This is a genomic window from Bifidobacterium saguini DSM 23967 (assembly GCF_000741715.1).
GTDB classification, from domain to species: domain Bacteria; phylum Actinomycetota; class Actinomycetes; order Actinomycetales; family Bifidobacteriaceae; genus Bifidobacterium; species Bifidobacterium saguini.
In genome coordinates, this window is record NZ_JGZN01000020.1 from 1 (window position 1) to 20,827 (window position 20,827).

Here is a 20,827-nt window from a genome sequence, read left to right on the forward strand (position 1 = left end):
CAACACGTCGCAGGGATCGCGCGGCCAGTACACGTACTCCAACACCGGCAACCGCGGCACCGGCTCCACCGGATCCAACGCCGGCACCGGCTCGGCCTCGACCGGCTCCACCACACGACCCAACCTCAACGGAGGCCACGGCTGCGGCAACAGCTGCCCGCCCCCGTCCAGCGACGGGCTGATCCATCACTGAGAGGCATCCTAATCAGGGCCCGTACCGTCATGCACAGTACGGGCCCTCCCCGTTTGATGCGGATATTCCAATAAACCAATATTCCGGTATATCGGTATGCCGGTATACCGTCATCCACACGTTCACACACGGTCATGTGACAGTCACCACACGTTCACACACGGTCACACACAGTCATGTGACGGTCATGACCGTGTGGTGAACGTGTGGAAGCGGCGGCATCCCTGTTCTTGGTCTAACAGAGACAAAATATATATTCATGTATACCCGATTCGGTCTTTTCATCGAGTCAATCCGCCGCTTTTGGAAAATCAGATATGCGAATCAGAGGGTCGGGCCATGAGTCCCACGGTCGGAAAGCATGGAGTCCGTATTCTGCGGCATCGTGAGGGGATTCTCCCTCAGTCCCTCGATGATGCCCGCCTTGGCGTTTTCCTCCTGTTCGACACAGCGGGCGAGTATGGAAACGAACGGTCTGGGATCATCACCGACCTGCCATGCCTCCAAACTCCTGCCGTAGCTGCGGCCCGCGTCATGCTTGATGGCCACCGGACTGTAGCCGGCATCCATGAGCATCAGGTTGAGGATCTGACGGCCCGTGCGCCCGTTCCCGTCCGCGAACGGATGGATGTTCTCGAACATCACGTGGAATCCCGCCGCCTTCAGCACCGGGTGGGCGTCGGACGCGTTCACCGCGTCCACGAGCGATTCCATATCCTCGTATATCTCGAGCGGGTCGGCGGTCTTCACCCTTGTGGCGGTGATCCGCGCCGTGTAGCCATAGGGACGGAAACGGCCCCTGAGCACGGGCTGGACATCCAACGCCGTGACCTCGTGCAGCTTCCGAACCAGCTCCACGCTCAGTGGACGGTGTTCCGAGACGTACCGTTCCACATACGCCATGCCGTCAGCCACGCCGCGGGCCGCAAAAATGTATCTCGCCGGCGAATCCGACGGCACGAACTCGCCCTCCAGCACCAGTTCGGTGTCCTCGAGCGTCAGCGTTGACCCCTCGATGGCGTTGGAATTGTACACGTAACGAGCCATCCACTCCCTGCGGTAGTCATCGAGCGCGGACTCCTCCACACCATCGAACGGAGCCAACGCCCGGAACCCGGCTCGCGCGTCATCCACGCGGGCGAGAGCTCCGGCCATATCCCCGGCATCCATCATCGAGGCGAGGAACGCGGGAAGATCCTTGATCCTTCGGGAAAGCGTTGGGTTTGGCATTACGTTTCCTCCTTCACGAACGGTTCCTCCACCCTACACGCAAAGCCTCATGACCAGTCATCGTCATCCTCCAATTCATCCATGTCCACCAGGTCGAGGTTGCGGCCGACGGCCTTCAGATCGCGGTACGCCCATTGCTTCGACGCGAGCGGAGCCAGCCCGTCGTCTCGTGCGATCAGGTTGGGCAGGATACGGCTCCATGCGAGTTTGCAGTGCGTGAACTCGATCACCCCGTACGGCGTGCGGGCCTCGCCCTCGCGGCCCGTGGTCATGAACGTGACGCGATCGACCGGGATCTGGCTGATCACCCCCACCGCGACAACGCGCTTTCGAGGCTTTCCCAGACCAGCTCCCCATGGCGCAGCCTCAGCGCGACCTGATGCAATGTGCCTTCACCCATATGAGAGGAATACGCGAACACATACACGCCGCGGGCGGCGCGAACCAAGGCCCTCGCCGAAACGAGGCTCGTCAGGGTGTGCGCCAGCTTCTGACCATGCTCGCCGAACAAAACCGCCAGCTCGTTTTTGCAATACACATAACATGCGTACCTGCTGTCCATATCACGCAGACGGTTCACCGCATCGCTTCTCTTCATAAACACTAAGTATACGCGAATATATATAATTATATATATTCGCGTATACCTACAATTCTCATGACAGACACACGGTCATCTGGCCGCCGTAGGGCCGGCAGCGTTGCCATCGCCAAGCAGATCTTGGAGAGCCGCCAGACCCTCGACGGTATCGCGTTCGTCGCAGTCGTGCGCCATCTCGGCGGCGTCCCTCACCGATTCTCGTAGCTGGTCGCACAGGGATACGGTCTTGACGGTGTAGGCCGCCGCATAATAGTGGGGATCCACGTCCATGGCGATCGCGTCGGCGCCGCGCAACAGTTCGCCCGCCTGACGAATCAGCTCCCCCGCCTGTTTGAGCCGAGCCTGGATGCCCTTGAACCCGTACGAGTCCAGATGGCGTTCGGCGTCGGCCCATTCCCGGATGTCGATGTGCGATTCCAATGTGCAGCTGACTCCCGAGTATTCCAGCATGGCGGCTGCGGCACGGTATTCGCCGCGCTGCCAGTGCCGGATGAACCCCTCCGCCAGGGCGAGGCCCTTCGAGCCGTCCTCCTCCATGAGGAAGTCTCGCAGTTCCTGCTCGTCGTCCTCCTCCATGGCGGCGGTGACGTTCGCATGCCGTTGCCCGTCGTAGGATTCGAGGCAGAGGCTCGGGCCGATCTGGCTGCGATCGGAATGGTCGATCAGTCTTCCGACCGTGTGATCCATGATGCCTTCCACCTGGTATTCGTCATTCATTCGGATCCGTCTCCTTATCCGTTCAGCGGGCCATTCCGGGATCCACCGCCGGTGCCGCGTTCAACGGGTCGGCGGGGTCCAATGGGTCCAGTTCCGTCGATGCGGCGCGCGATGCCTCGGGTTCGGGCGTGGAGAACATGGCATCGTATGTGTTGAGCAGGGCGGTGATCTCACGGTCGCTGCTGATCGGGTCCAGTCCTCGAGCCTTGACGAGGGCGCGCACGAAGCCGAGGTTGCCTTCCTGGAACCCGTCGTACCGGTCGTACATGTCGGGCGATGTGATGCCCGTGACTCCGGCCTCGTAGAGGCGCGCGTACTCCTCGTTCATTCGGTTCATGAAGTCGATGACCCTGGGGTCCATGTCCCATTCGAGCGGCTGGCGACCGAACGCGGTTTCCAGGTAGCGGGGCGGGCTCGAAAGCCCAGGGTCGTTCAGAAGGTCATGCCAGAAATCCGATAATGATTCGTCGCTGCCCGAATAGCTGCGGCCGCCGGCGGTGAACGGTTCGTCCGCCCACGCGTCCTCCATGGCCTCCAGCGCCTCGCCCCCCTTGTCGGTGAGCTGGAGCAGTTCGACGTGGACGCTGCCATCGTGGTGGTGCGCGTCGATGAACAGGTGACCGTTCTCGTCCCAGATGCGGTCGATCTCGCAGTCCTTGAACGGCGAGTCCGCCCCGTGCATCAGCGAGTCGAAGTCCTCGAAGTGCGAGAACCCCGTATGCATGCCGTCCCACCGGCCCACGCCGCCGGAAGCGACGATCGGATTGCCCTCCAGCGGATCCGCCTTCTCGCGCGGGAAACCGGCGGTCTCGCCGGCGCCGGAGAGATAGGCGTTCAGGGTGGCGAGCTCGTCGCGCAGCTCCTCAACGCTGGTATTCCACGCGTACTCCTCGAACGTGCCTCCCATGTCGTTCTCCGTGTAGAAGCTCCACGCGCTTTCGGGCTCCTCGTTGCCCTCACGCCAGTAGGGGTCCCCAAACCGGGTGTCGTAAGAGTCGGCGTCGTAGATGATTCTCCTCTTCGGCTGTGGGTCCTCGACCGAAGCGATCCATGACATGTCCATCATTCATTCCTTTCCTGAATCAAGGGGTTCAACGGGTCGCTGCGGGCTCGGCGGACGGCATCGACAACGCGTCCAACGGCAAACCCGTCGGGATCTCGTACCGCACGGGGAGCCCGGCCTCAGGCCGCCACCCGTAGCCGATGAACGGGGAATCCGCGTCAACGGGCTCCGCGTCGTCCTCCAATCCCACATCGAACCGGTACAGTTCGGCGGATACGTCGGCCCACCCGCGTGCCGGGGCTGCGGGGCCGAGCCTCAACACGATCCGATCGCCATCCCCCGCGTCGAGCCGCCGCCGCGCGATCGCGGATAATCCGTGGGCGTCGAGCAGGCCGGCATGCCAGTCGTTGGCCTCGGCGGCGGTCAGCGCGCAGCTCGATCCGCCATGCAGAGAGCGGCCTCCGCGCTCCAGACCGAGGGTCAGCAGCTCCGTTGCCGCGAACGTCCAACGGTCGTGCCCCGCCGACGCGGGGCTCGCGTGATCCCAACCCCGATCATGCAGGTCGCCAGCCATGATCGCGGATAGAGCCTCGCCGGACGGAGGGTCCCCGTAAGAGTGGCGGACGGAGAACGATTCCCCGGGGAGCCCCGTGTAGCAGCCGTCCTCATCGTCGTGGCTGATCCGGTATTCGATGAGAAGCTCCTTTCCCGGGCCCCATGCCGCCGTAGCCTCCCCCTCAATCACATGGCGCATATTGCGCCGCAACGAGTCGGCCAGCTCCTCCACGAGCTGCGGGTCTGGCGAATCACCCAGCAGATCGTCCGCGTCGGCATCGGGATGATCGTCGCGCAGGTCGGCCAGCACGGCTTCCAGATCCCATTGCTCCACTTCGAGCAGACTGGGATTGCGCAGACCATCCACATATTCCCCGAGATCGATCCTGTCCAGCATCGTCCTTTTCTCCTTTTGATATCGCGTCGCCGGTTTCTCGTTCATCGGACCGTGCCGTACGTCGGCGGCTGTTCGAGGTCGAACGTGGCAGCCGGATCGCAGACCGATGACGCATGGTCCGGGATGCACCTGCCGGATTCGTCTCCCATGACCATGCCGAGCGCTTTCATGGCATCCTCCTCGCCCGGCTTCGCATGCCCTGCGAGGTCGGCCATCGTCCACGCCAGACGGCCCGCATTGAGGGCGAGCCTGCCGTCTTCTTCCTCCGCGCCGGCACGTTCCGCCATGAGGGCGAGCACGTTCCACGATGTGTGCGCCTCCAGCCAGTCGTTTCCGATGCGGTTGTTGGATTCGATGGCCGTGTCCGTGAACCTCGCCTGCTGGCGGGCGCGAGCATCCGCCACCATCGCCCGCGCGTCGGCGAGACTTGGGGCCGGATGGGATTGGATGTCTTTGCTGTCGATGCGAATCGCGCACCGTTCCTCGAACAGGGCCGGCAGCCGGTGGCGCGCCAGCTCCCGCTCCGTGCACCGGCATGATTCCGGCGGCAGTCCGCATGGGCAGCGAAGCATGACGCCGGCGAGCTGGAAGTCGGCCGGCCAGATCACCCGCCCGCCAGCAACCGCCGCGCATTCCGCCTCTCCGGTGTCCATAGGCTTCAGCAATCCCATCAGCGACCTCATGGAGAACTCCTCCGCTTGGGCCAGGTACAGCACTCCGTGATCCGCGAGACTCGCCGCCCCCGGCACCACGCCATCCCCGACCACTCCCGCGACGGTGCAAAAATGGAACGGATCGGACAGGGGCGGCAGATCATCAAGCCCTATGCCAAGAGGCCCGGCGATGCCCTTCACATCCCTGATACGGGCGAGCTCCATCGCCTGCCGTCCGTCCAGACGCGGGAGCAGGGATCGCATGCAGCGGACGATCCCGTCCACGTCGGAAAGGGAAGAGTAGTCGGTTCCGATCAGCATGTGGTGGCGGCCGGCAGCGGCGGCGACCGCCGCTTCACGCACCCCGTCGAGGCTCGGATCGTCACCCCAATCGGATCGGATGCTCGCCCCGCGCCGATCCGGCACCGAATAGTCCGCGACCCGCAGGGAATCCAATCGGGTGGCCGCATCCGCAAGCGTGTCCACCGGATACAGGGTCAATCCTCCCACCATGCGCGCGGCATCCATATTCCCGGCGGGGATCACCACATGGCGCACGCCCCGTTCGCGGCAGCGTTCCAGCATGGCCACGACGCCGCGCACCGGGGTCACGTCCCCATGCTCGTCCAGTCCTCCTATGGCCACGATGCGGTCCGACGGGCCAAGGCCGGCGGGACGGGTGAGACCGCCCGCCAGATCGATCACGGACAGGGCGATGGCGAGCTCGTGGACACCGTTCCGCTTGCGCACCGCAGCCGGGGAAAGGTTGACGGTCACACGGCCTTCAGGCCACGGCAATCGTGTTTCATCCACGGCGAAACGTATGCGCGACGCCACGTCGTCGCCCCATGAATCCTCGAGCCCTATCAGGGCGAAATACGGCAGTCCCGGGGTTTGGAAAGCCTGGCACTGCACCATGAACGGCTTCAGGCCGATAAGGTCAACGCCGTCGATACGACCGATGTTCATCAGACTGGTCCTTTCCCTCAGAGCGATGGGCCGTCGGTGGATTCCAACGGCGATTCCATGCCAAGGCCGGGGATCTCGGCCGACGGTTCCTGCTGCGGGTCGATCCAGCCGACCGCATGGTCGAGCGCGTCGCGCAGCGCGAACCCGGCCTCCATGTACATGTCGTCCGTCGAATAGGGGAAGGATTCCTCCTCCCCGGCTCCGTTCCCGTCGCACGCGCGCACCCGGAACAGGCCGGGCTCGGCACCGATCAGCGCGTACCTGTCGAGGCCGGGCTGCAAAACCTTCAGCAGCGGTCGTCCGTCATCGCCGCGCTCAGGTCGGAAATCCACGTAGGGGTGGCCGGCGAGGCTGTAGGAGACGCTGGCCTCGCATGCCTGCGCGACCAGATCTCCCAACCCGTTGTCGGCGGCAAGACGCTCCGGCGTGTATGCCATGCCCTGCGTGTAGTCGATGGGCTGCGCGTCCGTGTAGAAGCATCCGCCGCCCTGGTCGGCGGCCACGAGCTCGTCAACGATTCTTCCCACGCGCGGCGGATCGTTCCATGCGCTGACCAGACGCGCGTCATCGACACCGTTCTTCCATGCCATGTAACGGTCCTGATAGATGTCTGTGACTTCCTCGAACGCCTCACTGGAGATGAACGTGCCTCCGTCCAGCTGGTAGCATTCCTCGTCCGGGAAAAGCAGGCGCTGGTGGAACTGGCTGGCGGCGATGGCGTACAGGTTCTCGTCGATGCGCCGCAGCGTTCGGACGATGCCGATCATCGCCGACGACACCTCGGCGTGCATGCCCGGCTGGTCGAGGCGGTACCACGCCCGATAGTCGTCCAGCACTGCGGCCGCATCATCCCGCTCGCACACGTCGAGCAGGTCGTCCTCGCATCTTTCCGCGGTCCACCGGTAGAAATCCCAGTCCACGGAGCCGGTCAGCTCCTCGACCGCCTTCATGCGATGGAAGTCCCACACATTGCCGCCATGGGCGAGCACGGACACCGCCAGAGGCATATCGGCGGCATCCACCCGCACATCCCATCCGCGCACATCGTCCTCGGTCATGGTTCCCCTCCTTTTCACCGGATCGGCCCGCAGGCCGACGCGTCGGTCATGTTCAACGGTTCCGCCGGATCGCACGCCACGGGCGCACGCTCCGTGAACGAGGTGATCGCGCCGGGCAACGCGTACCCGAGATCGAGGTCGATGGGCGTGACCCCATCCTCCGCGTCGATGGAATCCGCACGCACCACGCCCATGGTCTCGGCCAGCACATCGTCCGCGTCGCCCGTATCGATGCGTGCGTCGATGATCCGGTGCAGGGTCTCCTCCAAGGCGGAGTGGATGTCGGTCGAACCCGGCTGGGTGACGCACTGGTAGACGGGGCTCCCCCAATTGGTTCCCATGCCGGTAAGCGTGTAGTCGGCGATCGCCTCGCCCTCGTACAGCAGCGTCGAGATATCGAAATCAGCGTCCTTCATGATTGGTTTCCATTCCCGCGGATTCTGTGGTATTCTGATAGCGAGTTTCAGCGCAAGGCTGAAGCGTTCTACGTCGGCGGCCTGCTCGCAGGCCGCTTGTTTTTTGCATCCGGCCCAAGGAGCAATCCCTTGAGCGTCTTGGCGTCATCCATTTGAGTCTTCCTATCGTGTGATGGACGGGGCCGGGCTGCCAGCCAGGTTCAACGGATCGGCGGGATCGCAGGCTTCATGACGGCACAGGGAATCAATTCCTGATAGAATGGGATTGTCGGGGATAGTTCCGTTTTTCGAGATGGAACGGTATTCCCCTTCCAGAAGGCTGGATATATCATCGGGCAATTGCAGCCCGAATGATTGTATCCAGCCCTCTGTTTTCTCATTCGGGTATAGGGAGAGCCCTTCGTTCCAGACCGTCAGGATTGTGTGCTCGATGTTGTCACGCTCGTAGATGCTGCGGAATTGGTTGATTGAGGTCAGCCCTGCCTTTTTGTCGAGGTGGAAGGCAGCGAAGAGAGGGATATCGTTGGCACCGGTCTTATCGAGATACATGCACAGTCCACCGTTCCGGTATGTGTATGAGTCAAGCATGAGCACGTTGTTGTCCTTGATCATCGAGGGAAGTTCGGCTATGTCCTCCAGATAGATGCTGTGCTTGTCCTTCAACTTCCTCAGGATGCCCGGAGACATGACGATGGGATAGTTTCCCGCACCCGCTTGCAACAGAGGGGCGGAGTTCGGTAGCACGATAAAGGGCAAAGTGGCGTTGTAATAGCCGTATTCAAACTCAAGGAGCTGCTCCTTGAAGGTCTTCACTGTTCCGTCGGAACGGATCGCGGAACGGTTGATCCTTCGGATCGACTCGATATTATTATCTTCAACGTTGCTCATGCTGTCCCTTCCTATCGCGTGATGGACGGGGCCGAACCGGCGGCCAGGTTCAACGGGTCGGCGGGATTGCAGGTTTCGGAGTCACGGGGGCGGTCCATCCATTCGACCTCTTCCTTGAGCTCGTCGCGCGACCATCTGTCCGTGTCGATGGATCCGCTGAACAGGTAGCCGTCGTCGGTGAGCGTGGCGTCGGTCTCCAGCTTGTATTCCTCACCGAAGCGGGCCTTGTCGAAGAAGGAGCTGTAGTTGCTGTTCTCGATGGCGGCCACGGCCGCGAGGTCTTCGTCCTCCATGGGGTCCACGACCATCACGGACCGGTCGTCCCGCATGACGGAATGAGCCTCGATGATGCTGTACCCGAACTTCTCCTCGTTGCTTTTGAAGAACTTGGGGTTGTCGGGGCCGTATCCGGTGTCGTACGCGTGGTAGTCGATGTCGTCGGATTCCATGGCGAGGTTCATGATCTCGATCGGATACTGGACGCCGCCGATGCCGTCGATGTAGTTCTTCACCTTCTCGTACACGTCGGGATCGTCCAGTTCGCGGCTTTCGAACACCTTGCACATGAGGTTCAGATCGTCCAGGGGCGTGTATTCGCCTGGCGCGGGCATGTAGGAGAGCAGTCCTTCGCCGCCCTCGTAGTCGTGGATCGCGTACTCCTCGTAGCGGCCGGTCAGCCCGACCTTGTTTTTCAGCACGTCGGCCAGTTCGCCGTCCCTCATGGGCAGCGTGATCCATGCGCCTTGCAGCACGCCCTCGTTGTATTTGCCGAGGTTGGCGACGTAGACGCGCATCTGATGGTCCTCGAGCCTGTTGCTCATGATGATGCTCCTTTTTGGGTTCGTTTGCTTCTATCGGGTGGCCGGATCCCCGGTCGTGGCCGCGCCGGCGAGGTTCGTCGGATCGGCGGGATCGCAGGCGGCATGCGATTCCCGCGCCGCGAGGTAGCAGTCGTGCAGGTAGCCGAGCTCCTGACTGGCCTCGATGGGCGTGGACTCGCACAGTTCGAGCAGGTCGCCCGAATACTCCCCGTCTGCGTATTCGTAGAAATCCCAGTCGCATGAGCCGAGCACCCTCGCGATGGCCATCATGGTGTCCAGGTCGAGCAGCGACCCGTCGTGCGCGAGCACCTCGCGCGCGAGCGGATAATCCTCGCGTTCGAAGGATTCGCGCCAGTATTCGGGTAGGTCCATGCCCCGATCCGGAGTCGGGGCGTCCCGTTGACGGGACCGGTCATCGAGCAGGCCGCGGAGCTCGGCGCGAGAATACCGGCCGGGGTCCACGTCGGGTTCGAGGTTTTTCATGTAGTAGCCCGATTCGAGCGTCTCCACGTTGTCGTTCATGGCGCATTCGCTGCCCAGCCGCTCCACGTCTACGTAGCCGGAGAGCATCAGGTCCGATTCGGCCAGCTTGGTGTCCAGGGCCGCGGTGAGTCCGCTTGCGGAGATCACCTCCAGACCGTATTTCTCATCGGGGCTCCCGCACAGCCTCTCCTGCTCGGGAACGAGACCGTACCGGGAATACGGGATTCCCCCGAGCTGCATCGCGTAGTTCGCGACCTCATAGGCGGACGGCTCGTCACCGGGATGGTCAAAGGCGAGGAGCGCCCAGACCCGCTCGACCACGGGATCCAGCGATCCGTCCCCATAGACGCGGGCCTGGTATTGGAACGCTCGGCACATAAGGTTCACATCCGTGATGGATTCGTGTTCCAGATCGTTGAATCCAAGCGTTTTCAACAGACCCTCGCGGTCGAAGTCGCTGATGCGGCATTCCACACCGGCCGGAAGACGCCCCTGTTCGTCCAGACGGGCGTCGATGCCGAGCCTGTCATGCAGGAACGATTCAAGTTCCGAGTCAGAGACCGGCAGGTCCAGCCATTCCCAACCGGATCCGTCCGCCCTGTCCAGACATACGCCGGCAAGGCGGGTCTCGCTGTCAGCCATGCATGACCTCCTTCGATATCGTTCGACGTTTCCCGCCCATTATCGAAAGGAATCCGCGGCGGCGCGGGGCAAGGTGTCCACAAGAGGGACGGACCCGGCGCGCGCCCGCGCCGAGCCCTACTCCCGTAAGGGTTTTCGCGACACTCCGACCGTATGCGCCGATCATTTCGGAACGTTACGGTGGATGATATGGAATCATCACGGGAAAGAGACTCATCCATCGAATGCCCCGTATGCGGAGAGACCTTTGAACTGGAGTCCATCTACCTGCACGGGTATTACAGGCATGACATGCGTGCGGCCGATTGGCGGAAGTGGGGTTTGCGCCAGGTGGAGTGCCCCGTGTGCGGACGAACCTGTTCCATCAGCTTCCTATCCGATCACATGGAACGGCACAAACACGAAAGCGGAAATGGCGGACCGCATGCGACCGTCGTCTACTATCTCGGCTTGAAATCCTGTTCACGTTGCCTGAAGCCGTTGGAACGCGTCTACGACCGCATCCCGTATTGCGAGCTGCGTTGCCCGGAGTGCGGCGAATGGTGGCCGCTCAACCGGTGCCGGCCGGGTTCCGAGGCCATGCCGATGAAGGACGACTGCTGGCTGGGTGGCGACACGTTGGACGCGTATGGGAAGTACTGCATGGCGCGCGAGGACGTGGAGGCGCTGACCGCCACCCTGGAACAGCTTGGATATAGGGATACCGCTGATTGGCGGGAACGGGTTCGAGGCATCGACTCCGAACTGGAGAACGCCTGTGTGGAAGAACAGTTCAATGATGCGGCGGAGGAGCTGGAAGGACTGCGTGAAGCCATGCTCGACATGCTGACCTCGCTGGCCCTCCGCACCCCGCGCCGGTCGTATCATCCGTCCGCACGGAAGCCGGCCGCACGGGAGCGTCACCGGATGCGCATCCGGTGACCGGCACACGGATGTCGATCCGACAGCCCTTTTTGGGTTATAGGCCAAATTGTGCGTCCGGTGGTCTAGCCGTTTAGCTCAGAGGCAAGGCAGGGAGCGGGATGCCGGATCCGTCCCGAATAGCGGGTCGGAGGGGTCCAGACCGGCCGGAGCGGGATACGTCTGCATGGACGCTTCCGGGCCGGCTTCATGGCCGTCGCGCGAGAGTTGACCCTCGTTCACCAGGGAGTCGATGATCTCCCAGCCTTTCTCGATGCTGAGGTCCTTGAGCGTTCGTGGGGATATCATGTCGCGCATGGTGCCCATGTTCTGCTCGGTGACCGGCCAGTCGTGTTCTTCGAGCCATTGGCGCAGGTCGGACTCCGTCCAGCGTATCTCGACGATGATCCCGTTCCCCTCTCCGTATCGTTGCGGGGGCTCCTTCCTTGGCCGCGTCATCGGGACGTAGAGATCCTCGAAGTACTGCTGATCGGCCTCGAGCATTGCGAGGAAGACGCTCGGGGAAAGATTGTTGAACCTGCCGAACTCCGGCGACCAGAATTTATTGAACTCCTCGTCCGCGTCGAAGTCGAGGAACGCCTCGCCGATCGCGGCCCTCAGACCGCTCTCGTCGGAGTGCGCCGGGACCGTCACCGTGATGGTCCCGTGGTATGGAGCCTCGAGGGTCATGTACAGATTCGATTGTTCGTCGCCGTCCGGCTTCGCGTCATGCTGGATATAGCATTCCCCGTTGCCGCTGTCCAGCTCGTACAGATCGATGAGATCCTGGGCCATTTCCATGACGCGCCGTTCTTCGGGCGTGTAGTCTTCGCTGTCGATCATCGCGGGATTCCTTCCTGTCGTCGTTGCTCTTCCAATCATCGATCATGGGCCCCGGACGCCGCGGCCGCGGGGCAGGCCGTCTAATACCAGTTGTTTCTGAGCCAGAAGCTCCTGGCGGCGGACGGGCTGCCGTAGCGGCCCCTGATGTAGTCGAGCCCCCATTTGATCTGGGTTGCGGCGTTGTCCTTCCAGTCGTCTCCCGCGGACGCCATTTTCGAGGCGGGCAGTGACTGGGGTATGCCGTACGCGCCCGAGCTTGGGTTGGTGGCGTTCCACCGCCAACCGGATTCGTGGTTCCACAGCCAGACGAGGGCGTCGTAGTCGGCATCGTCCCAATCGCTGTAGGAGGCGATCATCCTCTTGGCGATGGCCTGCGCCTCCTCGGGGCTGGCGTGCGTGCCGTCGCCCTCGTAGTCGGCTCCGGGATGGGCGGTGGCGCCGGTGGAGCAGGTCCATGCCGCTTCCACGGTGCTCGTCTGACCCGTGGAGTCGGGATGCGTTCCCGTTGAGCCGTCTGAATGCCCGTCCGGCAGGATGTAGACCGCGCCCACGTCGATGCGGTGGGTGCGGTGGTTGACGATTCCGGGGCCCGCGGCCGCGTTCATCTCGCTGATGGTGACCGTGCCGGCCGCGGAGTCCACGCTTTCCACGATGGCGACGTGGCCGTAGAACGTGGCCGCTCCGGCGACCCCGGGAGCGTAGCTGACGATGCTGCCCGCGACCGGATCGGTGATCGTGGTCCTCCATCCGGCGGAGGCCGCGCTTCTGCCCCAGTCGCCGCCGTTGCCCCAGTGGGATCCCACGTCAAGGCCGAGCCTATGCCCCCTCATGCACGCCCACCAGGTGCATTGTCCGGCCGGGTAGCCGCGGCAGACTCCGTCCGGCCCGTCCTCTCCGTCGAACCAGGCGCGGGTCTGGGTGATGTTCATCCCGTCCCTGACCTCGCCGGTGACGACGCTGCCGCCGGTTCCGCCCGCGGACGCGGAGCCGTCCTTGCATCCGTTCATGTATTGGAGCACGCCCAATGGCGTGCATCCGCCCATGAGGGTCAGGATGCATGCGGCGAGCAGCATGGTGCGGACGCGGCGCATGCGTTTCATCGGGTGTCCTTCAGCGACCAGAACGGCTTCTGTCCGCCGACCACGACCTCCACGGTGCGGCAGGGGCGTTGGCGTGTGCCGTATCCGGTGGCGGAGACCACCGTGTACGACTCCTTGCCGGCCTTGGGGGCTTCGGTTTCGTTGGAATGCTTGTCGAGCAGGGGGCCGTCGAGCGATGCGGGGCAGTAGACGGTGACATGCCAGTTCCCGTCGTCCATTGGGATGAGCACGGTGTCGTACGCCCTAGAGACGGTCAGCTGGGGGTTGCTCGTGGATGGGATGGAAAGGCCGTCCGGCACGGGGAAGCTGGTTTCGGCCGCCGTGTAAAACGGGTTCGATTGGATGGCGTCCTCGTCGGAGCCCGGCCAGGTGCCGTCCGTGGAGCATTCGTAGGCGTAGCTGATGTATGTCGCGTCGGATTGGCCCGAGCATACGGAGTCGGCTTGGAACCGGCGTTGCGTCCACCACCAGCGGGGAGCGTCGGAGATCGGATGGCCGTTGCCGGCTCCGTCGTCTCCGATGAGGTCGAGCACGCGGCTGCGCCAGTCGTCGTCGGAGCCGTTCGGGTCGAGAATCGCGTTCACCGTCTCCAACGCGGTGTCGATGGGGCCGGCTCCCCCATCGTCCAGGATGACGCTCTTCCCGTTTTCGTTGATGCTCGCCGCCCCGTTCCCGTCCGTTGACACGGGGAACGCTTTGGTGCGTTCGGACCATGATCCGGGCACGGGGATTCCTGCCGCCTTCAGGCCGGCCCAGTCGTCTTGCGTCGGCCGGCTCCCCTTGGCGGAGCCGGTTTCCGTGACGGCGGTTTCCGGCTTCCGGTCGGCGGACGGGTTCTGGTGGTTGACGACGATGACTCCCAGCGCGCAGATGAGGATCACGGCGGCGATCGCGCACAGCGCGCTCAGGAGCCTGGGCATGGGTTTCGGTTCGGGACGGCTCATGATTCGCCTTCCTCCCACGGCCGCGGCTCGTAGCCGGCTGGGGTCGCGGACGGCTCCGCGAGCGGGTTCTGCGTATCCCCGTCTGCGGATGGTGTCGGCTCCGCGGTGCCGTCGGATGACGGCTCGTCCTCCCATCTGGATTCGATCAGGTCGTCGGCGAGCTTGAGCTCGGCGACGGTGTTTCCCGCGTCCCTGGCCTTGGCGCGCAGCTCCCTGGCGGTCTCCTCGGCCTGGGTCAGACGGGCCTGCAAGGATTTGGCCGCGACGCGCGAGGCCACGTATTCATCCATCGTCTCCTGCTTGGCCTTCTGGCTTTCACGGACGGCCCTGAGGATGTCGCGCTTCATGTCGCGCATGGCGTTCTTTCTTTCGTTATCGGATGCCACAGTGGTCCTTCCTTCGGATGATGTTTTCGGTTTTCCGTCACAATGGAGTCTGCCTTCCGCGGATTCCGGCCGCGGGGCAGGCCGTCCGTGAACGGTTCCCACGGCAGTCATGAGGGCGGTCGGAGGATGAGGCTCCACGAAAACGGATGCCCTCACTTCCACGAGCCCTGTCTCAGCGGGTCCGGCCATCGGATGCGGCGGAGGATGCCCGCAGCGGGTTCGAGGGATCCCATTGCGATGCCTCCGGGATCTCATCGATGCGCTTCAGCACGGTTGACTGCGCGTCGTGCACGGCGGCGTCCAGCATTTCGAACGAGTCGTGCAGACGCCCCGCGAGGGCGGCCAGGCCTTCGTCTCCGTCCAGGTGTTGCAGCGCGTCAATCTGCTCGAATGCCGATGAGAGGTCCGCCTGGAGGTTCCGCAACAGGTAATCGGCTTCGTTCAGGGTTCCGGGATCGTCCACGCCTATCGGAGGCTGTGCAATCCGGTGGATATCGGGATCTGGTTCCGGGGGATTGATCGGATCGTCCGGGTCCAGGTTGGCCTGCGCGATCCGAAGCCATGAATCGTAGTCGCCGGTCAGGTAGACTCCGCCCATGCAGTCGGCGAGCTCCCATGAATCGAAGGATCCGCCATGCCCGTCCGTCCATTGGATCCGCTTGTATGCCTGCACCTCATAGACACGTCCGTTGCACCAGTCGTCCAGCTCCTCGGCCAGCGCTTTCGCCGTCCCGTATCCATCCGCGGCCGCGGCGACGACGAGCACCTGGTGGCCTTGCGACCCCACGAGGTATTCTCCGGCATCCCAGCCGGACTTGCGGTAGTGGTCGATGATCGCGGCGGATATCGCCTCCGGCCCGTCTTCCACGCCGTCGTGCCCGTGCTCCCGGATATCGTCGCGGATACGCACCCCTTCGGGGTCGCCGGCGTTCATCCATTCGTCATCCCCGTGGAAGGAGCTCGGACGGATCACGGTGACCGATGCCTTGTCCCCGTAGTTCAGCGTGGGCATGGAGAAACGGTTCATGGATCCGTTCCACGGGTCCGCGGTCAACGCGTAGAACACGTCGCCGATTCTCTTGGTCTCCTCGAATTGCAGGCTGGTGTCGGATTCGAGGTCGGATTCCGTCAATATCATTTTCGTTCCCGTTCCTTTCGCTTGCCGGTTTCCGTCACAGTGAAGTGTGTCTTCCCGGCGTGCGGTCGGCGGGGCAGGCCGTCCATTGCCCCGTCCGGGATGGTGGGAAGCGTGGACGGCCTGCCCCGCGCCGTGGCGTCCGTCGTCCGAGAATCTGAAGCGTCGTTCCGTTCAGAGTCAAGGAAGGAAAAATATGGAACCGGTTCTTTCAACGATCGCGTCCTGGGCCTCCGGCCTGTGGACGTGGATGGTGCATCTCAACGGCATGCTCCAGGTGGTGCTCGTCCTCCTGTGCGTGCTCGCGTCCGGCGCGTGCGCGGTGGCGGGCCGTCGCATGGGCAGTCCGATGATGGAGAGCGTGGGCCAGTCGGCCGGACGTACCGCCGTGACGGTGGCGCTCTGGGTCGCCGGCACGGTGCTCATGCTGATCGCATTGCTGGGTATCGCCGCGGTGTTCGCTCCGCTCGTCGGTCTTGCCTGACCAGACGGCGCATATTATCCGTTCGACCGGCCCGGGACGATTCCCGCGCCGGTCTTTTCCTTACATAGGAAGGAACATGACGATGAGATTGGTCATCGCGGAGAAGAAGTCGGTCGCCGCGGCCATAGCGCATGCGCTGTCCGGGGCTGCGGATCAGGGGGATGGATGGTTCGACTGCGGACAGCTGCTCGTGACATGGGCGCAGGGGCATCTGGTCGAGCTCGCCATGCCCGAGGACTACACGAATCGTGATTGGGGACGCTGGCGGCTCGACGCGCTGCCCATAGACCCGTCCGGCGATTGGAGGTGGATGGTCTCCGGCGAACGTGGGGCGGCAGCGCGCTACAGGTCCATCGTCTCGCTGCTTCGCAGGTCCGACGTGGATTGCGTCGTCAACGCATGTGACCCGGACCGCGAGGGAGAGGCGATCTTCCGCAGGATCGTCGATATGTCGGGAACGCGCAAGAGCGAGCTGCGATTGTGGGTGGCGAGCCTGGAGGCGGATGCCATCCGTGAGGCGTGGGAGTCCATGAGGCCCGAATCCGATTACCGGGGGCTCGCGTGGAGCGCGGAGATCCGTTCCAAGGCGGACTGGCTCATCGGGATGAACGCCTCCCGTGCCTATTCGCTGCTCTATGACGGACGGTTCAGCGTGGGCCGTGTGCAGACGCCGACCCTCGCGATGATTGTGGATCGCGACCGGAGGATCGCAGTCCACAAACCGGTGCCGTTCTGGACCGTGACCGCCGATATGGGCGGATGGAGGCTCTCCAGCGAACGGATCGACCATGAGGCCGAGGCGTCGGAGCTGAGGGAGCTTGCGGCCCGGAATCCTTTCCGCATCCTGAGCGTGGAGCGGAGGAAGGTGAGCGATAGGCCGCCGTGCCTGTACGATCTGACCGGGTTGCAGAAGGATATGAGCCGCATGCACGGCATGACAGCCGCGCGCACGCTTGCGGCGCTCCAGCATCTCTACGAGCTCAGGCTCGCCACCTATCCGAGGACGGATTCGAAGTACATCACCCATGACGATCTGCCGACTCTCGCCGGGCTCATCGAATCCGGCCGTCTCGTGCGGGGTTTCGTGGCCGGCGGTGCGTTGCCTTCCCTCCCCCGCCCGGAGCTGGCCGTGAACGACGCCAAGGTCGCCGGCCACACGGCGATCCTGCCCACGATGCAGCTCGACGCATCGAGGATGGAGGCGTTGGGCGACGACGAGCGCATGGTCATTATGCGTGTCGTGCGCCGTATGTGGGAGGCCGTGGGCGACGACCATGTGCATCTGGTCACCGAGGTGAAGGCCCGTCTCGACGGCGGCGGTGCCCACGGGTTCTCCAGCCGCAGCGACGAGACCATTTCCCCTGGATGGAGGCTCATCGAGGGGTCCGTGACGACAGAGACCGATGACGGCGAAGAGGAGAAGGAGCAGCCGAGGAACGTGATTCCGTCGAATCTGGTGGATGGGATCGACGTGCGGCCGGTCGGCCCCGTCAAGGTCGAGGAAGGCATGACGCGTCCTCCGAAACCGTTCACCGAGGCTACGCTTCTGGCCGCGATGGAGCATGCGAGCCGCTACGTGGACGACCGGGAGCTCAAGACGGCGCTCGATGACGACGAATCGCACTCGGGCGGGATCGGCACACCGGCCACCCGCGCGGACACCATCGAGAAGCTAGTCCGGTCGAGACTCGTGGAACGCAAGGGCCGGCAGCTGCACGCCACCCGTGAGGGCATGCGCCTCATCGACGTGGTGGAGCCGAGGCTCAAGGACGTGGGGCTCACGGCGCGCATGGAGCAGACCCTCACCGATGTGGAGCATGGCAGACGGGATCCGACCGACGTGATGGAACTGTTCCGCCGGGAGGCGCTGCGCATCCCCGCCGACGCGAAAACGCACCTCAAAAAGGATGCCGTCGGACCAGCTGCGGCCGGGGAGGACTGGGGCCCGTGCCCGCGATGCGGAGAGCCGGTCAGGAAAACCGGAAGGATGTGGCAGTGCTCAACGAACCGCAGCGAGAAGACCGCGGACGGCACCTGGCGCACCGTCGGGGGATGCGGATGGAGGATGTACCCGACAATGGCGGGGAAGGCCATCACCGACCGCACCGTGCGAAGCCTCCTCGAGGGCAGGACCGTATCCCTGAAGGGCTTCACCTCCAAATCGGGGAGGAAATTCGACGCGAGGATCCGCATCGACAAGGACAAGGGCACCGTGTTCGTGTTCGACCGGTGAATCATCATCCGTTCACGGCGGGGGGCATCCCGCGCCGTGAACCCTAAAAGGAGCAAAACGATATGAGACGATACAGGCACACGCTCCGCGTCCTGCTGGACGGGGAGCTGTTCGACCAGCTGGACGAGGCGTGCAGGCAGAGCGGAATCCCGAAATCACGGTTCGTCCGCTACGCCATCCAACCGTTCAGCTATGCGGAGCTGGCTGGCGGGGAGTGTGATTGGAACGACGTGTACCGGGATGACCCCGACACCATCTATCCGATGAAACAGGGCCGGCGCATCTCCGTGCTGCTGACCGACGACGAATACGAGATGCTGTGCCGCGCCGCGTACAAGCTGACCACCACGCGCAGCGCCTGGACCCGTGAACGCATATACGAACTGCTCCGCCGCAACTACGCCGCCGAGCTCTCCTCTCTCACCGACGCCGGAATCAGGGAAAACGCGACCCAACTGCTCAAGGAGCTCAAAGGAAGATGAGACTCCACGAAATGGAATCCTCCCCTTCCGCAAAACGGAGCGCGGCCGCCACCGGAAACCATCAACGGCCAAAAGCCCTTCATGGATACGGCGATGGGCATGTAAATGGATACGACGATGGATATGGCAATGGGCATATCTATGGATACACGGATGGATACGGCGATGGGCATATCTATGGGCATATCTATGGATACGCCCATGCGACGGCCCATAAATCCTTCGGGAGCAAGCTAGACGGTTTGTACGTACAAACCTGCTTTCAGCCTTTCGCGCCCGTGAGGCGCGAAAGCAATGACCCGAGTGCCGAAGGCCAATGACACGAAGGAAGGAAATGATGGCAAACAAGCAGCATATTCGGGTTGGGAAGCCCCGTGACCAACGCATATACATCCGGGTCTGCGATGATGAAAAACTGTTGTTCAGACAGGCAGCGAAGCGGCGGGGCACGACCGTTTCACTGGCCGCGGTCGATGCGATCCGACTGATGCTCGGCCGGCTCGACCAGGAGGACGAGGAGAAGAACTCCCCCGTAGTGGACGAACTGAAATCGATCCGATACGAGCTGAGGCGCATCGGCGTCAACGTCAACCAGATAGCCCACTGGGCCAACCACGAGAACGCGGTAGGCATGCAGGGCGAGGCGGACACGCTCGCCGCGGTTGCCGAATGCCGACGCCTCGTGGAACGAGCGTCGGCGATCATCGACCGTGCCGAGGGCGGAAACCGGTGAACCGGAAGCCCCGGCGTGCGAGAATGAAAGAACGATGATGCGGATTGCGCTGATTGAAAACGAGTCGAGGAGCGGTGGCGAACATGATCGACGGGTACCAAGTGCCTGATCCGAACGGCACGAGACGATCGCGCGAATACGGGTGGAGCGTCGGCTTCGGCCTGCAACGAGCCGACGGCCTCACCCCCTCCGAATACGCGTACGACGTGGCCCGCCGGCAGGTGAACGGGGACATCAGCTACAACCAGGCGGCGCTGGAAATCGCCGGCTACCACATCGATCATCCCGAACAGGCCGAGCATTTCGAGGCGGACATCGTGTCGCAGCGGATCAGCGAACTGTTGCAGACCACCGCGTTCGCGTTCAGCTCCGGCGCGCTCAGGATGATCCACAAACGACTGTTCAAGGGAGTGCTCCCCCGCGAATGGACAGGCGAATGGCGCTACGAGAACATCACGAAAAGCGAGCCCGTGCTCCACGGCGAGACCGTGCAGTACTCGGACTACATGTGGATCGAACCGACGCTCGACTACGATTTCTCCGAAGAAAAGAAACGGCAAGGCGGATACCAGCGCACCGACCGACGACAGGTGGCCGACTCGGTGTTCTCGTTCCTCTCAGGCATCTGGCAGATTCACCCGTTCCGCGAGGGCAACACCAGGGCCACCGCCGCGTTCGGCATCCTCTACCTAAGATTCCTCGGATTCGACGTTGGCGACGAACCATTCGTCCGGCACAGCCAATACCTCAGGGATGCCCTCGCCCTCGCGAACGTCAGCGACCCCGCGTCAAGGGACGACGGGCCGCTGCATGACTTCACGCAGGCGCTGCTGTTCGACCCGTCCATCAGGCTCGCATCGCTGAGGGAGAGCGAAAACCACGAAACGAACGGGAACGAAACGACGGCGCTCGACACGGATCAAGACCCCTCCCCCACACGCACACGTTGAACACCAGCAAA

General features: G+C 63.3%; 21 protein-coding genes and 2 pseudogenes. 7 read left to right on the forward strand and 16 right to left on the reverse strand.

Features of this window, described 5'->3' with window-relative positions; translation table 11 throughout:
• Positions 1 to 193: pseudogene (locus BISA_RS13425) on the forward strand (colicin transporter); the annotation flags it as partial.
• A 324-nt stretch (positions 194 to 517) separates the two neighbouring features.
• Here BISA_RS13425 and BISA_RS11365 read toward each other — a convergent pair.
• From BISA_RS11365 to BISA_RS11415, 11 genes and pseudogenes are all read right to left on the reverse strand, one after another.
• Positions 518 to 1,423 (reverse strand): Fic family protein, encoded by a 906-nt coding sequence (locus BISA_RS11365; protein ID WP_033892088.1) that lies wholly within the window; start codon positions 1,421 to 1,423, stop codon positions 518 to 520.
• 47 nt (positions 1,424 to 1,470) lie between these two features.
• Positions 1,471 to 2,021 (reverse strand): annotated as a pseudogene (gene abiEi, locus BISA_RS12100) (type IV toxin-antitoxin system AbiEi family antitoxin).
• A gap of 75 nt (positions 2,022 to 2,096) precedes the next feature.
• Positions 2,097 to 2,741, reverse strand: a complete 645-nt coding sequence (locus tag BISA_RS11375) for a hypothetical protein (RefSeq protein ID WP_033892089.1) — start codon at positions 2,739 to 2,741, stop codon at positions 2,097 to 2,099.
• 22 nt (positions 2,742 to 2,763) lie between these two features.
• Positions 2,764 to 3,807 carry a hypothetical protein gene (locus tag BISA_RS11380; protein ID WP_237746165.1) on the reverse strand — a complete coding sequence of 348 codons (1,044 nt, stop codon included), beginning with the start codon at positions 3,805 to 3,807 and terminating at the stop codon, positions 2,764 to 2,766.
• A gap of 25 nt (positions 3,808 to 3,832) precedes the next feature.
• The gene (locus tag BISA_RS11385; RefSeq protein WP_033892090.1) at positions 3,833 to 4,696 is read right to left on the reverse strand and encodes a hypothetical protein; all 864 of its coding nucleotides are present in this window, start codon (positions 4,694 to 4,696) and stop codon (positions 3,833 to 3,835) included.
• A gap of 41 nt (positions 4,697 to 4,737) precedes the next feature.
• A complete protein-coding gene (locus tag BISA_RS11390) occupies positions 4,738 to 6,318 on the reverse strand; it encodes an ATP-binding protein (RefSeq protein ID WP_033892091.1) in 1,581 nt (526 codons plus the stop codon).
• A 17-nt stretch (positions 6,319 to 6,335) separates the two neighbouring features.
• Positions 6,336 to 7,376, reverse strand: coding sequence for a hypothetical protein (locus BISA_RS11395; RefSeq protein ID WP_051917567.1), 1,041 nt, complete (start codon positions 7,374 to 7,376; stop codon positions 6,336 to 6,338).
• Between the two features lie 14 nt (positions 7,377 to 7,390).
• Positions 7,391 to 7,792 carry a hypothetical protein gene (locus BISA_RS11400; protein WP_033892092.1) on the reverse strand — a complete coding sequence of 134 codons (402 nt, stop codon included), beginning with the start codon at positions 7,790 to 7,792 and terminating at the stop codon, positions 7,391 to 7,393.
• A gap of 162 nt (positions 7,793 to 7,954) precedes the next feature.
• Complete coding sequence (locus tag BISA_RS11405) at positions 7,955 to 8,680, reverse strand: MuF-C-terminal domain-containing protein (protein WP_033892094.1); 726 nt, start codon at positions 8,678 to 8,680, stop codon at positions 7,955 to 7,957.
• Between the two features lie 11 nt (positions 8,681 to 8,691).
• Positions 8,692 to 9,501, reverse strand: a complete 810-nt coding sequence (locus BISA_RS12380; protein ID WP_051917568.1) for an antirestriction protein ArdA — start codon at positions 9,499 to 9,501, stop codon at positions 8,692 to 8,694.
• 30 nt (positions 9,502 to 9,531) lie between these two features.
• The gene (locus BISA_RS11415) at positions 9,532 to 10,626 is read right to left on the reverse strand and encodes an antirestriction protein ArdA (protein WP_033892096.1); all 1,095 of its coding nucleotides are present in this window, start codon (positions 10,624 to 10,626) and stop codon (positions 9,532 to 9,534) included.
• A gap of 189 nt (positions 10,627 to 10,815) precedes the next feature.
• On the opposite strand from BISA_RS11415, the gene BISA_RS11420 reads away from it, so the two are divergent.
• Positions 10,816 to 11,547 (forward strand): hypothetical protein, encoded by a 732-nt coding sequence (locus tag BISA_RS11420; protein ID WP_152597291.1) that lies wholly within the window; start codon positions 10,816 to 10,818, stop codon positions 11,545 to 11,547.
• Positions 11,548 to 11,625: 78 nt separating this feature from the next.
• Here the strand turns inward: BISA_RS11420 and BISA_RS11425 are convergent, their stop codons facing one another.
• The 5 genes from BISA_RS11425 to BISA_RS11445 form a co-directional block, all read right to left on the reverse strand.
• A complete protein-coding gene (locus BISA_RS11425; protein WP_033892098.1) occupies positions 11,626 to 12,369 on the reverse strand; it encodes an Ish1 domain-containing protein in 744 nt (247 codons plus the stop codon).
• A gap of 80 nt (positions 12,370 to 12,449) precedes the next feature.
• Positions 12,450 to 13,469 (reverse strand): aggregation-promoting factor C-terminal-like domain-containing protein, encoded by a 1,020-nt coding sequence (locus BISA_RS11430; RefSeq protein ID WP_033892099.1) that lies wholly within the window; start codon positions 13,467 to 13,469, stop codon positions 12,450 to 12,452.
• Positions 13,466 to 14,413: a hypothetical protein gene (locus BISA_RS11435; protein WP_033892100.1), complete on the reverse strand. Its 948-nt coding sequence runs from the start codon at positions 14,411 to 14,413 to the stop codon at positions 13,466 to 13,468. Before BISA_RS11435 ends, BISA_RS11430 begins: the two co-directional genes overlap by 4 nt.
• Complete coding sequence (locus BISA_RS11440; protein WP_162178594.1) at positions 14,410 to 14,799, reverse strand: hypothetical protein; 390 nt, start codon at positions 14,797 to 14,799, stop codon at positions 14,410 to 14,412. The genes BISA_RS11435 and BISA_RS11440 overlap by 4 nt, the downstream gene beginning before the upstream one ends.
• A gap of 172 nt (positions 14,800 to 14,971) precedes the next feature.
• A complete protein-coding gene (locus tag BISA_RS11445) occupies positions 14,972 to 15,931 on the reverse strand; it encodes a hypothetical protein (protein WP_152597293.1) in 960 nt (319 codons plus the stop codon).
• A gap of 199 nt (positions 15,932 to 16,130) precedes the next feature.
• On the opposite strand from BISA_RS11445, the gene BISA_RS11450 reads away from it, so the two are divergent.
• The 5 genes from BISA_RS11450 to BISA_RS11475 all read left to right on the forward strand — a co-directional run bounded on the left by BISA_RS11450 (position 16,131) and on the right by BISA_RS11475 (position 20,816).
• Positions 16,131 to 16,418 carry a hypothetical protein gene (locus BISA_RS11450; protein WP_033892103.1) on the forward strand — a complete coding sequence of 96 codons (288 nt, stop codon included), beginning with the start codon at positions 16,131 to 16,133 and terminating at the stop codon, positions 16,416 to 16,418.
• A gap of 82 nt (positions 16,419 to 16,500) precedes the next feature.
• Positions 16,501 to 18,651, forward strand: a complete 2,151-nt coding sequence (locus BISA_RS11455) for a type IA DNA topoisomerase (protein WP_033892104.1) — start codon at positions 16,501 to 16,503, stop codon at positions 18,649 to 18,651.
• A 62-nt stretch (positions 18,652 to 18,713) separates the two neighbouring features.
• Positions 18,714 to 19,133, forward strand: coding sequence for a hypothetical protein (locus tag BISA_RS11460; RefSeq protein ID WP_033892105.1), 420 nt, complete (start codon positions 18,714 to 18,716; stop codon positions 19,131 to 19,133).
• Positions 19,134 to 19,467: 334 nt separating this feature from the next.
• On the forward strand, positions 19,468 to 19,866 hold the full coding sequence (gene mobC / locus BISA_RS11470) for a plasmid mobilization relaxosome protein MobC (protein ID WP_051917570.1): 399 nt from the start codon (positions 19,468 to 19,470) through the stop codon (positions 19,864 to 19,866).
• An 83-nt stretch (positions 19,867 to 19,949) separates the two neighbouring features.
• A complete protein-coding gene (locus tag BISA_RS11475) occupies positions 19,950 to 20,816 on the forward strand; it encodes a Fic family protein (protein ID WP_051917571.1) in 867 nt (288 codons plus the stop codon).
• Positions 20,817 to 20,827: the final 11 nt, after the last annotated feature.

What these genes read in the sequence shown, in the direction of transcription:
- BISA_RS11420 (WP_152597291.1), top strand. Translation starts at nt 10,816, where the DNA reads ATGGAATCATCACGGGAAAGAGACTCATCCATCGAATGCCCCGTATGC.
- BISA_RS11455 (WP_033892104.1), top strand. Translation starts at nt 16,501, where the DNA reads ATGAGATTGGTCATCGCGGAGAAGAAGTCGGTCGCCGCGGCCATAGCG.
- BISA_RS11380 (WP_237746165.1), bottom strand. Translation starts at nt 3,807, where the DNA reads ATGATGGACATGTCATGGATCGCTTCGGTCGAGGACCCACAGCCGAAG.
- BISA_RS11375 (WP_033892089.1), bottom strand. Translation starts at nt 2,741, where the DNA reads ATGAATGACGAATACCAGGTGGAAGGCATCATGGATCACACGGTCGGA.
- BISA_RS11415 (WP_033892096.1), bottom strand. Translation starts at nt 10,626, where the DNA reads ATGGCTGACAGCGAGACCCGCCTTGCCGGCGTATGTCTGGACAGGGCG.
- mobC (WP_051917570.1), top strand. Translation starts at nt 19,468, where the DNA reads ATGATGGCAAACAAGCAGCATATTCGGGTTGGGAAGCCCCGTGACCAA.
- BISA_RS11385 (WP_033892090.1), bottom strand. Translation starts at nt 4,696, where the DNA reads ATGCTGGACAGGATCGATCTCGGGGAATATGTGGATGGTCTGCGCAAT.
- BISA_RS11425 (WP_033892098.1), bottom strand. Translation starts at nt 12,369, where the DNA reads ATGATCGACAGCGAAGACTACACGCCCGAAGAACGGCGCGTCATGGAA.
- BISA_RS11400 (WP_033892092.1), bottom strand. Translation starts at nt 7,792, where the DNA reads ATGAAGGACGCTGATTTCGATATCTCGACGCTGCTGTACGAGGGCGAG.
- BISA_RS11475 (WP_051917571.1), top strand. Translation starts at nt 19,950, where the DNA reads ATGATCGACGGGTACCAAGTGCCTGATCCGAACGGCACGAGACGATCG.
- BISA_RS11395 (WP_051917567.1), bottom strand. Translation starts at nt 7,376, where the DNA reads ATGACCGAGGACGATGTGCGCGGATGGGATGTGCGGGTGGATGCCGCC.
- BISA_RS11430 (WP_033892099.1), bottom strand. Translation starts at nt 13,469, where the DNA reads ATGAAACGCATGCGCCGCGTCCGCACCATGCTGCTCGCCGCATGCATC.
- BISA_RS11460 (WP_033892105.1), top strand. Translation starts at nt 18,714, where the DNA reads ATGAGACGATACAGGCACACGCTCCGCGTCCTGCTGGACGGGGAGCTG.
- BISA_RS11405 (WP_033892094.1), bottom strand. Translation starts at nt 8,680, where the DNA reads ATGAGCAACGTTGAAGATAATAATATCGAGTCGATCCGAAGGATCAAC.
- BISA_RS11390 (WP_033892091.1), bottom strand. Translation starts at nt 6,318, where the DNA reads ATGAACATCGGTCGTATCGACGGCGTTGACCTTATCGGCCTGAAGCCG.
- BISA_RS12380 (WP_051917568.1), bottom strand. Translation starts at nt 9,501, where the DNA reads ATGAGCAACAGGCTCGAGGACCATCAGATGCGCGTCTACGTCGCCAAC.
- BISA_RS11365 (WP_033892088.1), bottom strand. Translation starts at nt 1,423, where the DNA reads ATGCCAAACCCAACGCTTTCCCGAAGGATCAAGGATCTTCCCGCGTTC.
- BISA_RS11450 (WP_033892103.1), top strand. Translation starts at nt 16,131, where the DNA reads ATGGAACCGGTTCTTTCAACGATCGCGTCCTGGGCCTCCGGCCTGTGG.
- BISA_RS11435 (WP_033892100.1), bottom strand. Translation starts at nt 14,413, where the DNA reads ATGAGCCGTCCCGAACCGAAACCCATGCCCAGGCTCCTGAGCGCGCTG.